Here is a 13,475-nt window from a genome sequence, read left to right as displayed (position 1 = left end):
AGAAATCAAGTATTAAGAGTTTCTCTAAGATACACGATATTTTTAGGAATGCCCGCTAACTAAGTGAAACCTTAAGTTTAATTCACCACAGCAATCTTTCCAACAACGCTATCCAGTCCATCCTGCGAAATGGCGATAATCAGGTACATGCCCGTTGCTGCGCGCCTGCCGTTGTAATCGCGTACGTGCCAGATGGCTGTGCCACCATTTGCCGAAGTTTCCCAGATCAGCTTGCCCGCAATGTCTGTGATTTTAACACGTGCATCGGTGGCCAGGCCAGAAATACTAACCTGACCAGTAAACGTGGATAATACCGGATTTGGAAAAATTTTCACATTAGAAAATGTACCCGAGCTTTCTGTGGCATCCGATCGATAGGAAATGATACCTCGGGGTGTTGCGAAGAAAACTTCTCCTGTAACCGGATGAATTTCAATATCAAGAATTTCATCTGACGGCAATGGGCTATTGGTTGTTGTAAAGTTATGAATGGGCGTTTCGCCAAAGGCATCGAACAACCACAAACCATTTCGTGTACCCAGCCATTTGCGATTACCTCCATCAACGGCCATTGCTGTTGTTGTCTCATCACGCAGCAAAATTCTTCCGTTCACAACAGGTTTTACACTGTTCACATTTCCAGACAAAACCTGGCTGGGATTCAAATACGCCACCCCGGCAGCCGTGCCCACCCAAACAAAACCATTTCGATCAAGCGCAAGGGAATAAACCTGTCGCGAGGGAAGTGAACCGGAGCCTGTTGCTTCCGTCAGGTAAGCATGTTCATTGCTTTCACGATCAAACACAAGCAAACCTCCGCCTTGCGCGGGGTTCAGGATCATCCAAACCTGATTTAATCCATCGACCAACAGATCCGTTGGATATTGCGCAGCTGAAAAAGGAAAGGAGAATGATTCCCATGCATTATTATTTTTCAGCAAATGAAGCGAAAGTGCAGCGCCATAGTTGGTTACCCAAATACCATCTTTTGATACAGTTGTAGCCGCTATCCTGTTGGTGGAAAGCGGACTGTTTCCATTTGTGTAAAGAACAGCGTTGCTATTCTCAACGACCTGTAGTCCGCTACCAAAACTTGAAACAATCGTTTTTGTTGATGTGAAATCAACATCGGTAACATCGGTTGCAAGCCATGTGCTTTCTGAACGCCACAATCCAGATGAAAAGGCGTTTACAAATTCATTATTTCCAGCTGATGAGAAGGTCGGGGTATAACCGCCAGACACCGCAAAAATATCGTGACCAGAATTTTTCGAAAGGCGAAATCCACCCGAGAAAGTTGGGCCATTTGGAATATATGATTCAAATGAACCGGTGCGATCAGATACCAGGCCGTTTCTCAGATCACCGATCCAGGCATTTCCTGAAGCATCTTCGGTTGCGAAAACAGGTTGCTCAATTTTTGAATCTGTCACCTGCACCCGTTCATCTGATACATTCAGTTTCCACAGGTTGTCTGATTCAGTAATCCATAATTGATTTCCCGCGTTAAGTGAATGAAAATCCGATCCGACAAAATCCTGCAGCAGCCAAACTCCATCTTCATAAACAAATAATCCTTGCCCATCAATCGCTGCATAAATGCGATTGTTAAATGAAGCAATGGATTCAACTGAATTGGTGAACGCGCCTGTATCAAACCGTTTCCAGTTGGCAAAATCGAGCAGGTTATCTGTAAGTGAACCCACCATAACGCCTTGTTGCGTAGCCAGAAAAATACTGTCGTTTAAAAACGTGCATTGATTGATTGACCACAACTGACCGGCAGGACCCAAATCGCGCCAGGTTTCTTTTACCTCAAGTTGATTCAGGTCAAAAACCACCACACCATAATCGGTGGCCAAATAGGCGAGTGCGTCTTGCACAACCACTTGATTGATTTTTTTCGATCCGGTAATGGTAGGTGAATTCTTTAAGGTTGTGAACGAAATAATTTCATTGGGCTTAATAATGTCAAGCAATCCATCTGCATAACTCACCAGCAGTTGACTCCTTGGTGCATCGAAAGCGAGTGCGGTGATGTCTGCACTTCCTAACCCATCCAGTCGGGTAATGGTTGACAAACTATTATCGGCATTAACCACTGCAATACCGGTTGTCGATGCGCCATATACCTGATTGTTCCCAATAGCAATTGTATGAATAGACTGATACGAATTGTGCGTGCGCCATGTACCTAATGCAATTTCTTGCGCATAGCCATTAACAATTGCAGCAGTCGTAACAATAAATGAAATAAACTTATTCATCACCTTGCTTACGCTTCTTCATGCCATCCATAAAACTTCTGCGGCTTCGGGCTTCATACTCTGCTTTTTCGCCCAACATTACCCGATCCTGATTTTCTGCCAGTCGGAATGAAAATGAAGCCAGTTCACCGGTTCGTGCGCAGATGGCGTGCACTTTGGTCACAAATTCAGCCACCGCCAGTAAATTGGGCATGGGGCCGAAGGGTTTCCCTTCAAAGTCCATATCCAAACCAGCCACGATTACACGTTTGCCGCTGTTGGCTAATGTATTGCACACCTCCACAATACCCTCATCAAAAAACTGGGCTTCATCAATACCCACCACATCGCAATCTCCGGAAAGGAGCAGAATATCGGCCGCAAAGTTTACAGGTGTTGAACGAATGGCGTTCTCATTGTGCGAAACAATATTTTTTTCATGATAACGCGTATCCGTAACCGGCTTAAAAATCTCGACTTTCTGTTTGGCTATCAGGGCACGGTTTAGCCTGCGGATGAGTTCTTCCGTTTTGCCGGAAAACATGCAGCCGCATATTACTTCTATCCAGCCGGTACGGCCATGTGGTTCTTTTCTACCTAAGTGAGGCTCAATAAACATAGGCGCAAGTTAACAGTCAACAACCGTTTGTCCATAGTTAAGTTAGTCCGTGTAGGTCAGGTGCGGAAGTTTGCTTTCAGCTGGAACCTGAATCGTTATATCGCCTGTAACAATAGCCTGGCAGGCCAGTCGTTGCCCGGAACGCAACAATCCTTGATGCTGATACCGGATTTCTGCAGCCGTTAATGGCTCGAGGCTATTCTCCCCTTCCAAAATAATAGCCTTACATGTGGTACACCTTCCCTTGCCTCCGCAGGCATGCATCCAGTCGATACCGGCTTCTTGTACGGCCTTCAGAATTGTTTTCGAAAAACCGCTCACTTCCACCGTTTTTCCCAGATTCCGTATCACAATTCTTGTCATCTTGCGTTCAGGTATTGGGCACAACCCTTTATTTTTACAACTGGCAAGTATACGTTAAATCAGTAACAACCACTATGGACGAAAAGATAAGCCTCGAAGCGATTGCCTTATACAGTGATGCCTATGCAGAAAAAATGCTGAAGAAGTTTTTTGCTGATAAAGATAGAATCAGCGGCCAGGAAATTCTTGTGTTTGCAGATGTGCAACAGGTCAATCTCTTTATTATTCGTGATCTGTTCAAAGCCTGGCGGGAAGAAATTAAAAAACTGAAAAGCCCCTTTTTTAACTACGAAAGTGCTGATGTAAAAGAAGCGCTTGATACGTTCATGAATGTGCTGTCGAAAAACATTTCGGTTGACAGGGCTCACTTTGCACCGCTTTTAAAAAAATCGGTAAGCCAAACATTGTTGGTCATCTTCAATCCGTACGATTATTTCTCCATGATCATTTCGGGCGCAAACAATAAAATGCAGGTTGAATCTTTTCGGGAAGAATTGAAGTACCTGCGCATTAACAAAGCTCCGCTTGAAAAATTATTACAACATTTTGATGATAAAAAAATAAAAGAATTATCGGGTAACGAGGCCTTCGCCATGCTCGATCACATTCTGGAAGAAGTAAACTTTACACCGGAAGATGTGGACGGATACATCAGTCGGTTTAGTGGTGTTGAGCCACTTGATCCGGAAAAATTTTACATAAAAAAGCCTGAGCCAGTTCAACCTATTAAGCAAGAAAAAACCGAGAAGAACACCATTCATGATTCCTTGGTGAGTCAACCCAAGCCCACGCTGGCTGATAATTTCAGAAAAATTGACCGGATTAAAGACCGACTCACCATCAACCAGAAGTTTATGTTCACCAAGGTGTTGTTCCATGGCGATTTTGAACTTTTCAGCAAGGCCATTGACGACCTTGACCGATTGGATGACATGCCGGCCGCATTAAAATACCTCGAACGCCTTTACGATGAGTGGGATCGCGAAAGCGAAGAATTCCATGAATTTATGGAGATGGTGGAAAAAAGATTCAGTTGATCTTACAACCGACCCAACATCTGGCTGCGGTGCGCATCCAGCTTAAGCAGAATAAACAGCAGTATAGTAAAGCTCCACAAGGCTGAACCTCCATAGCTGAAGAATGGAAGGGGAATACCAATTACCGGAAATAACCCGATCGTCATGCCGATGTTCACGGCAAAGTGAAAGAAGAAAATACTGGCTACGCCATAGCCATACACGCGTGCAAAGCGATTCTTTTGGCGTTCGGCCAGGAAAACAATGCGCAACAACAACGTAACAAACAAACCAACTACCACCAGACTGCCCAACCATCCGTGCTCTTCGCCAATGGTGCAGAAAATAAAGTCGGTGCTTTGCTCGGGCACAAAATCGAACTTGGTTTGCGTACCTTTTAAAAATCCCTTTCCTGAAAATCCACCGCTACCAATTGCAATTTTCGATTGTGTAACGTTCCAGTTTATGCCCATCGGATCGAAGTTGGGATCAACAAGCGCCTCCAATCTTTTTTTGTGACGAACCGGTAGTACATTGTTAATTACATAATCGAAGCTTTCAATTGTTCCGATGATAATCAAAGCGCCCACACCGATTGTTAAAATCCGTTTGACAGTCCGCTTTCCAAAAAAGACAATGACAAGCGCCAACACCACGATGCCTCCATGTAAATACCATTGATTATCTACGATCAACGTAAGGATGGCGATAACCGCCATCGCTATGCCAATGATCAATAAAAAAGGAGACATGCCTTCGCGGAAAAAGACCAGCAGAAAAGCTGTGAACACCAATGCCGTTCCAAAATCCTTTTGCAACAAAATGAGCGCCATGGGCATCAGGATGATGCCAAACAAAATCAGTTGATTCCGTGGGCGGTCCATCTTAAAGCCAACCGATCCGATAATTTTTGCCACCACCAATGCCGTAGCAAACTTCGCAAACTCAGAGGGCTGAACACCAAACGATCCGATCCCAAGCCAGGCCTTGTTACCGCCAACTTCCTTTCCGATAATCGGTACAAGTATCAACAAGAAAATAACCGCACCATAAATGAGCCAGCCTGCTGCTTCATAGAAGCGCATATCCACAATGAGAATCGCGAGAATAATAATGGCTGATGCCGCAATGAACATCAACTGCCTGCCCGAATTAAGGCTGAAATCGAAAATGCTTTGGTTTGCTGTTTCATCATACACCGCGGCAAAAATGTTAAACCAACCCAACAACACCATCACGATGTAGATCAACACCGTAACCCAATCCATTTTGTTCGATATGGCATCATCTCTTCTCATCCTACTCTTCCATATCTACCGGTACAACTTGCTGAACAGCGGGTGTTGGGGTAGCCCGAACGACAGGATCAAGAAAATCACCTTTCAGCACATAAGCCTCCAGATGCTTGCGCTTGATTTCACCGTTGAGGTATTGTTCAATCATCAGGCTGGCGATGGATGCCGCAGAGCGACCACCCCAGCCTGCATTTTCAACATAAACAGCAATGGCAATTTTCGGATTGTCTTTTGGCGCAAACGCCATGAACACGGAGTGATCGTAGCCATGCGGATTTTGTGCCGTACCGGTTTTTCCGCAAAGTTCGATACCTGGAATGATGGCGCGTTGTGCAGTTCCGTAAATCGCATCGCTCATCGCATCCTGAACAAAAGAAAAATAGGCTGAATCAATTCCGGTTTCGTTGCGAACGCGGTATTGTTCATTAATCTCTTTATCCTCAATTGTTTTAACCAGATGCGGTGTATAGTAATATCCTTTATTCGCCATGATGGCTGCCATGTTTGCCATTTGCAATGGCGTAACCAGCATTTCTCCCTGGCCAATACTCAGCGAATAAATGGTTGAATACTTCCACCTTCCTTCACCATAAATGCGGTTGTACAAATTGCTGGTAGGCATTTGCCCGCCTTTCTCACTTGGTAAATCAACACCTAGCGGTGTTCCTAACCCAAATCGTTTTACATATTCGCGCCAGTTGTCCAAACCGATGCGCGAATCGGTAAATGTATTCGGTGATTTATTCTGATTGATGATTCTGCGAAAGGCCTGATGGAAATAAGGATTGCAGGAATATTGAATCGCCCCATGCAGATCCGTTGGGTTTGGATGGCTGTGGCAATTTACCAGGGAACGATCGCACGGAAACCGGGTATCATAAGAAAGCACACCTTCCTGTAACCCAATAAGCGACTGAACAATTTTAAAAATGGAACCCGGTGGATACATCGCCATTAACGGGCGCGTAAACAAGGGCTTGGTTGTGTCGCTGCTGATCAACATGAAGTTGGAGCTGAATGTACGGCCCGTCAGCATGGAAGGATCATACGATGGGCCGGAAACCATAGAAAGAATTTCACCCGTGGCCGGCTCCAACGCCACCAAGCTTCCTACCTTACCTTTCATTAAGTACTCTCCGTACTGCTGAAGATCTAGGTCAATGGTAGTCATTAAGTTTTTACCCGGAACAGAAAGGGTATCGTAATCGCCATCTTTGAACGATCCCTTCTCCATGCCTTTCACATTCCGTAGCTTATACCGCACACCGCGTTGGCCGCGAAGCACTTCTTCATACTGTGCTTCAATGCCACTCTGTCCTATGTAATCACCCTGACGATAAAGTTTTGTTGTGTCGCGATCCAGTTGGTTTTTGCTGATTTCACTTACATAGCCCAACACATTGGCCAAGGCATCGCTTGTGTAGGCACGCGTTGTACGGGGCTGAATGTAAAAGCCCGGAAATTCATCGAGGTGCTCCTGAATTTTAGCAAAGTCGTAGTTGGAAAGTTGCTTGATGAAAACCGTTGGCCGGTACGGCACGTACTCTTTCAGTTTTTTTAATTCAGAAAATCGCTGCTTTAACTCTTCTTGTGTTATGTCAAATACTTCACAGAATCGTGCTGAATCAAAATTGACCAATTCATTGGTGACAATGAGTAAATCGTATTCAGGAGAATTGTAAACAAGAAGTTTATTATTCCGATCAAAAATCAATCCCCGCGAAGGGTATTCAATTTCTTTCATGATCGAATTGCTATCCGCCATTTGTGCGTAGCGATCATCCAGCAATTGGATAAAGAATAACTTGACCAGAAAGATGATTCCGGTTAAAACGAAAACGACCTGAAATATTTCTTTCCTTCCTTCATTCATGATCTTCTTCCGGGAAAGACGTATTCAACCAGTACGATGGCCAGCAGGGTAAATCCTGTACTGGCCAATACCTTCATGAGCGTATGCCAAAAATAATCAAACCCTCCGGCTTCCGTATAAAACAGAACGATATGATGCAGAAAAATAAGCGGAATGGAGTAGGTCATAAACCACTGCACCCCATTGTTGGCCAGGCTGGGCAACACATTGGCATCGTAACCGCCTTGGGGCGTAAGCACTGCAAGCCAATAATTGCGTGCGTACATGATCAGCACGCTGGCCAGGGCATGTAACCCAAGGCTGTCGTAAAACACATCAACCGAAAAGCCAAGGGCAAAACCTACGAACATCAGGATGAGTGGGTTGGTTTCAACCGGCAACAGCAATAAAAAACCAATGTACAGGAAGCAAAATGCCACATGAAACATCACGGCATTTTTCAGAATGAGCACCTGGAAGAACAGGTACACAAAAAAGACGAACACATTTAAAACAATCGAACGGTTCATTTTTTCATTTCTGGTATGTGTTGCTCAAGCGAATCCAACTCATGCAACAGGTTGCTTCTGATTACGGTTACAAATGAAAGTCTTTGAAAATCCTGGGCCAGGTTCACCTTCAGATCGAAAAACGGGGCCTCTTTACTTAATTCAACTTCAGATACTACTCCGATCAATATTCCTTCTGGAAACACTCCGCTATACCCCGATGTGATTACCGTATCGCCTACGACTGGCTCAACATGGCGCGGAATAAAATTCAGGGCTACTGCCTGCGGATCAATGCCATCCCATTGCACGGTGCCGAAATGACCGGTACGCTTCAATACGGCCGACACCCGTAAATCAGTATTCAACAAAGAGGTGATAACACTGAAATGATTGGAGGTTAGCTTTACTTTTCCGATGGCACCTGCCGGACTGATTACAGCCATGCCCGGCACTATTCCCTCTGCTTTTCCTTTATTTATAGTAATGAAGTTGGTGTATCGATCGATAGAGTTGTTAATCACTTTTGCGCTAACAAAATCAAAACGATTGACAACCTGTGAATCAACTTTATGCTGACCGGGTAAGGCTACGATGTACTGACTTTGTTGCTCAAGTTGCTTGCGTAGGTGAGTATTTTCTTCTGATAGCACGGTGTTTACTTCCCGGAGAGAGAAATAATCGCGGGTGTTTTGAGAGAAGCTATTGATAGCTCCCACAAAACTGTTTGCTGAATTAAAGAATTGCGCACCCTGGTACTGATTGTTTTGAATGATCTGCCAGGCGCAGAACAATTCCAACAAAAGAAAAGTAAAGAAGGCGCGGAATTGATAAATAAAAAGAAATATCCGCTCCATGCAATCACGTCATCAACACGCTTCGGAAACTATGCAGATTTTTCAAGGCTGCACCAGTTCCGCGCACAACCGCACGCAGTGGATCTTCAGCCACATGAATAGGGAGTTTCGTTTTAAGCGCCAGGCGCTTGTCCAATCCGCGCAACAACGCACCTCCACCGGTCAGGTAAATGCCACGTTCGTAAATATCAGCTGAAAGTTCCGGAGGTGAAGTTTCCAGTGCCTTTAACACAGCCTCCTCTAATTTGGAAACGGACTTATCCAATGCAAATGCAACTTCCGAGTAGGAGATCTTAATCGTTTTAGGAATACCGGTCATTAAATCGCGACCACGGATTTCATAATCATCCGGTCCGTCATCCAATTCAGTTAGCGCAGAGCCTACTTCAATTTTTACACGTTCAGCCGAACGCTCACCAATCAACAGGTTGTGTTGGCGCCTCATGTAATCCAAAATGTCGCGGTTGAATGTATCACCCGCTACGCGAATGGACTGATCACACACAATACCTGAAAGGGCGATAACAGCAATGTCGGTTGTACCACCACCGATGTCTACAATCATGTTACCGATCGGCTGTTCAATATCTATACCTGTACCGATGGCTGCGGCAATCGGTTCGTAAATCATGTACACTTCTTTGGCGCCCGCATGTTCGGCACTGTCGCGCACGGCACGCTTCTCCACTTCCGTAATACCCGAAGGAATGCAAATTACCATGCGGTATGAGGGTGGAAACAGACGCTTGCCTGTATCAATCATTTTAATCAACCCGCGGATCATCAACTCGGCTGCCTGGAAGTCGGCAATCACACCTTCTTTCAACGGGCGAATTGTCTTGATGTGGTCGTGGGTTTTCTCGTGCATCTGCATGGCCTCTCGTCCGATGGCCAGCACCTTGCTGGTTGATTTATCCAAGGCAATGATGGAAGGCTCATCCACAACGATTTTATCCTTGTAAATGATAAGGGTGTTAGCTGTGCCAAGATCTATAGCTATATCGCTGGTGAAAAAATCAAAAAAGCCCATGCGTCAGGTAAAGGGTTTACAGATTAAAGGGTTGAATTTACCAAAATATTTAATGGGTGACTTATAACCGTAATATTTTAGGCACTTTTTACGGATTTGCCGATCAGTGTTTGAAGTGCCGCGTACCTGTAAACACCATGGCCATGCCGTGTGCATCGCAGTAGTCGATAGAGTCCTGGTCGCGCACCGATCCACCCGGCTGAATAACAGCCATAATGCCCTCCTTGTCGGCAATCTCCACGCAATCGGGAAAGGGGAAGAAGGCATCCGAAGCCATCACCGCTCCCTTCAGACTCAGGTTAAATGCTTTGGCCTTTTCAATTGCCTGACGTAAGGCGTCCACCCGGGAAGTTTGCCCCACACCACTGGCCAACAGTTGTCCTTCAACGGCCAACACAATGGTATTCGATTTGGTGTGCTTGGCAATTTTACTGGCAAAGAGCAGTGCGTCTACCTGATCGGCCGAAGGCGCAACCTTTGTCACCACTTTCAGATCGGCTTTACTATCCGTTTTCTTATCGGCATCCTGTTCGATTACTCCGTTAAGTAAACTCTTGAACTGCACCTGCTCACTCAATGGTTTGCGTTGTACCAGCAGCATGCGATTCTTCTTTGATTTCAATAATTCCAACGCATCATCATTGTAGGCCGGGGCGATCAGTATCTCAAAGAAAAGTTTGTTCAATTCTTCGGCTGCTGCCAGATCAACCGGTTTGTTGGTGGCCAACACCCCACCAAAGGCTGAAACCGTATCGGCTGCAAATGCCTTCAGGTAGGCTTCCTTAACTGATGAACCAGTGGCCACCCCACACGCATTGGTGTGCTTGATGATCACAAAAGCCGTTTCATCAAATTCCTGCACCAGGTTAATGGCTGCATCAACATCCACCAGGTTGTTGTACGAAAGCTCCTTACCATGAAGTTGGGTTAACAGGTCTTCGAGGTTGCCATAAAATTTTCCTTGCTGATGCGGGTTCTCTCCATAACGCAACGTTCTACCCTGCTGAATACTTTTCTTGAAAGAGGGTATTTCTTGATCCTGATTGAAGTAGGCAAAGATGGCCGAATCGTAATGAGAGGTAACATCAAAGGCCAGGGACGCAAATGCTTTGCGATCGGCCAGATCGGAAGAACAATTTTTTGCTTCCAGCAACTGCTGAAGTTTTGCATACTGGTTGCGTGAAGAAACAATCAGCACATCATTAAAATTTTTAGCGGCTCCGCGGATAAGCGAAATTCCGCCAATGTCAATTTTTTCGATGATGGCCTCAGGCGTTCCGCCCGCAGCAACCGTTTCTTCAAACGGATATAAGTCTACAATAACCAAATCAATCGATTCGATCTGGTGTTCTTTGGCCTCTCTTAAATCGCTTGCTTCATCTCTCCTGTAAAGAATGCCACCAAAAATAGCCGGGTGCAAAGTTTTTACCCGCCCTCCAAAAATGGAAGGGTACCCTGTCAACGACTCAACCGGCACTACTTTATAGCCGAGCTTTTCAATGTATTGCTGTGTTCCGCCAGTAGAAACAAATTCAACACCGGCTTTGCCCAGCAAATGAACGATGGGGTCGAGGTTCTCTTTATTATAAACAGAGATGAGGGCACGGGAAATTTTGCGGGCAGACATGGATGCAACTTTTAACGAAAGCGCAAAAGTATGACTAATGCCTTACCGTTCAAGGCAAAGCGTTAAAAATTACCCCTTCTTGCGATTGGCCAAGTAAACGCCACCCAAAATAGCAGCCATACCAATGTAATGCCCCAGGTATAAACGCTCGCCATCCAGCACACCCCACATCACAGCCACGATAGGCATCACATAGGTTACGGAACTGGCAAAAAGTGGTGTGCTGATTTTTACCAACCGATTAAACAGAAAGGTGGCAATGGCCGTGCTCATCATACCCAATAACACGATGTAGCCAAAGGCTGGCCATGCGCCTTCGTGTGTTGAAAACTTTGCCGTAAAGTCGGTGAAGAAAAATAAATACAGCATGGCCAGCGGCCCAATCAGCAAAAGCGAAACACTGGTTATGGCCAACGATCCCACATCGGCAATTTTAAATTTTATGAAATTCAGGTTTGAGCCGTAGAGAACACACGCCACCACAATCAGCAAGGCATACAGGTTTACACCTTCTACTTTTCCGCCTGAGCGCGAAAGCATCAACATAAAGGTACCGGCAAAGCCCAGTATAATTCCCACTACAGCCAATACGCGAAAGCGTTGTTGAAACAATACAGCGCCAATAATCATGGTGAAGATGGGTGTAAGGGTGTTAAGTATTCCGGCTATGGAACTATCCATGCGGGTTTGTGCCACTGAAAAAAGAAAGGCAGGTATAAAAATACCCATCAACCCGGAAAGTAAAAGTTTAGGAAAATGAGTTGGCTTTAACTCCCGAAGTTTGAGCAACGCAGCCGGCAACAGAAAAAGTGCAGCGGCAGAAACCCGTAAAGCGCCAACTTCATCCGGGTCAAATACTTTCAAGCCTTGCTTAATCAGGATGAAAGAGGTACCCCAAATGAGGGAACAAACAATCAGTAAGAAAATGGCATTGCCTTTTGTAGACTCAGACATACGGAATTACAGGCTGCAAAGATTGACATTCAGTCAGCCATTTCAAATCTGATTCTTGCTATTCTTTTACGATGAAATCAACTCGCCCGAATATGCCTCACTAATCTCATCCAGAATGGCAAAGAGTTCCGGTATATCCGAAGTTTCCACTAACCGCATGCGGAAGGGTTTGAAATCAGGAAGTCCTTTGAAGTAGTTGGTGTAGTGCCTGCGCATTTCAAACACACCGGTACGATCACCTTTCCATTTGATCGAAAACTCCAGATGCTTCTTCGTAACGTTTACACGTTCGGCTACATCAGGCGGCAGCGGACGTTCACCGTGTTGGATGTAATGTTTGATCTCGTTAAATATCCATGGATAACCAATAGCGGCACGACCGATCATTACACCATCAACACCATAACGGTTTTTGTATTCCAATGCTTTTTGTGGCGAATCAATATCACCATTACCGAAAATGGGAATGGTCAGTCGCGGGTTTTCTTTCAACCTGCCAATGAGTGTCCAGTCGGCTGAACCTTTGTACATCTGCACGCGCGTACGGCCGTGTACAGTTAACGCTTGTATGCCAATATCCTGAAGACGCTCGGCAACTTCTAAAATGTTTTTGGTATTGTCATCCCACCCTAACCGGGTTTTCACGGTAACCGGAAGATGGGTGGCTTTCACAACCGCTTCCGTCATCTTCACCATTTTCGGAATATCCTGAAGCAACGCAGCACCTGCCCCACGGCACGCTACATTTTTAACCGGGCAACCATAGTTAATGTCAATTAAATCGGGTTGAGCAGCGGTTGCGATCTCTGTCGATTGACGCATGTGCTCAATGTCACTTCCAAAAAGTTGAATGCCTATTGGTCGCTCATATTCAAAAATGTCGAGCTTTTGTTTGCTCTTGGCCGCATCGCGTATCAATCCTTCGGAGGAAACAAACTCGGTGTACATCAGGTCAGCGCCATTGGCTTTGCACACGGCACGAAAAGGCGGATCGCTCACATCCTCCATGGGTGCGAGCAGCAACGGAAAATCCCCCAGTTCTATTTTGCCTATTTTGACCATTATTACGCCTTTTCAGCCGATTTAAGACCGCAAAGATAACACGTA

General features: G+C 45.4%; 12 protein-coding genes. 1 reads left to right on the top strand and 11 read right to left on the bottom strand.

Annotation, left to right across the window (positions count from 1 at the left end; all coding sequences use genetic code 11):
- Nucleotides 1–77: 77 nt before the first annotated feature.
- Genes QY309_15595 through QY309_15585 form a run of 3 tightly spaced genes read right to left on the bottom strand, consistent with a single transcriptional unit; the run spans nucleotide 78 to nucleotide 3,228 of the window.
- Entirely contained in the window at nucleotides 78–2,267 is a 2,190-nt protein-coding gene (locus QY309_15595) for a two-component regulator propeller domain-containing protein (protein WKZ59276.1), read from the bottom strand.
- Nucleotides 2,260–2,865, bottom strand: coding sequence for a thymidine kinase (locus tag QY309_15590; GenBank protein WKZ59275.1), 606 nt, complete (start codon nucleotides 2,863–2,865; stop codon nucleotides 2,260–2,262). Before QY309_15590 ends, QY309_15595 begins: the two co-directional genes overlap by 8 nt.
- A gap of 42 nt (nucleotides 2,866–2,907) precedes the next feature.
- Nucleotides 2,908–3,228 (bottom strand): 2Fe-2S iron-sulfur cluster-binding protein, encoded by a 321-nt coding sequence (locus QY309_15585; protein WKZ59274.1) that lies wholly within the window; start codon nucleotides 3,226–3,228, stop codon nucleotides 2,908–2,910.
- Nucleotides 3,229–3,302: 74 nt separating this feature from the next.
- Here QY309_15585 and QY309_15580 point away from each other — a divergent pair, with 74 nt between their 5' ends.
- The gene (locus QY309_15580; protein ID WKZ59273.1) at nucleotides 3,303–4,265 is read left to right on the top strand and encodes a hypothetical protein; all 963 of its coding nucleotides are present in this window, start codon (nucleotides 3,303–3,305) and stop codon (nucleotides 4,263–4,265) included.
- Nucleotides 4,266–4,267: 2 nt separating this feature from the next.
- Here QY309_15580 and rodA read toward each other — a convergent pair whose 3' ends face one another.
- From rodA to dusB, 8 genes are all read right to left on the bottom strand, one after another.
- Nucleotides 4,268–5,542 carry a rod shape-determining protein RodA gene (gene rodA / locus QY309_15575; protein WKZ59272.1) on the bottom strand — a complete coding sequence of 425 codons (1,275 nt, stop codon included), beginning with the start codon at nucleotides 5,540–5,542 and terminating at the stop codon, nucleotides 4,268–4,270.
- A gap of 1 nt (nucleotide 5,543) precedes the next feature.
- Nucleotides 5,544–7,412: a penicillin-binding protein 2 gene (gene mrdA / locus QY309_15570; GenBank protein ID WKZ59271.1), complete on the bottom strand. Its 1,869-nt coding sequence runs from the start codon at nucleotides 7,410–7,412 to the stop codon at nucleotides 5,544–5,546.
- Nucleotides 7,409–7,921: a Rod shape-determining protein MreD gene (locus QY309_15565; protein ID WKZ59270.1), complete on the bottom strand. Its 513-nt coding sequence runs from the start codon at nucleotides 7,919–7,921 to the stop codon at nucleotides 7,409–7,411. The genes mrdA and QY309_15565 overlap by 4 nt, the downstream gene beginning before the upstream one ends.
- Complete coding sequence (gene mreC, locus QY309_15560; GenBank protein ID WKZ59269.1) at nucleotides 7,918–8,757, bottom strand: rod shape-determining protein MreC; 840 nt, start codon at nucleotides 8,755–8,757, stop codon at nucleotides 7,918–7,920. Before mreC ends, QY309_15565 begins: the two co-directional genes overlap by 4 nt.
- A gap of 4 nt (nucleotides 8,758–8,761) precedes the next feature.
- Complete coding sequence (locus QY309_15555; protein WKZ59268.1) at nucleotides 8,762–9,787, bottom strand: rod shape-determining protein; 1,026 nt, start codon at nucleotides 9,785–9,787, stop codon at nucleotides 8,762–8,764.
- Nucleotides 9,788–9,890: 103 nt separating this feature from the next.
- Nucleotides 9,891–11,414: a bifunctional phosphoribosylaminoimidazolecarboxamide formyltransferase/IMP cyclohydrolase gene (gene purH / locus QY309_15550; protein WKZ59267.1), complete on the bottom strand. Its 1,524-nt coding sequence runs from the start codon at nucleotides 11,412–11,414 to the stop codon at nucleotides 9,891–9,893.
- Nucleotides 11,415–11,483: 69 nt separating this feature from the next.
- Nucleotides 11,484–12,368: a DMT family transporter gene (locus QY309_15545; GenBank protein ID WKZ59266.1), complete on the bottom strand. Its 885-nt coding sequence runs from the start codon at nucleotides 12,366–12,368 to the stop codon at nucleotides 11,484–11,486.
- Between the two features lie 66 nt (nucleotides 12,369–12,434).
- The gene (dusB, locus tag QY309_15540) at nucleotides 12,435–13,430 is read right to left on the bottom strand and encodes a tRNA dihydrouridine synthase DusB (protein ID WKZ59265.1); all 996 of its coding nucleotides are present in this window, start codon (nucleotides 13,428–13,430) and stop codon (nucleotides 12,435–12,437) included.
- Nucleotides 13,431–13,475: the final 45 nt, after the last annotated feature.

The organism is Cyclobacteriaceae bacterium (assembly GCA_030584025.1).
Classification (GTDB): domain Bacteria; phylum Bacteroidota; class Bacteroidia; order Cytophagales; family Cyclobacteriaceae; genus UBA2336.
Note: the sequence above shows the minus strand (reverse complement) of the source record. Positions and strands in the feature narration are given on the sequence as shown.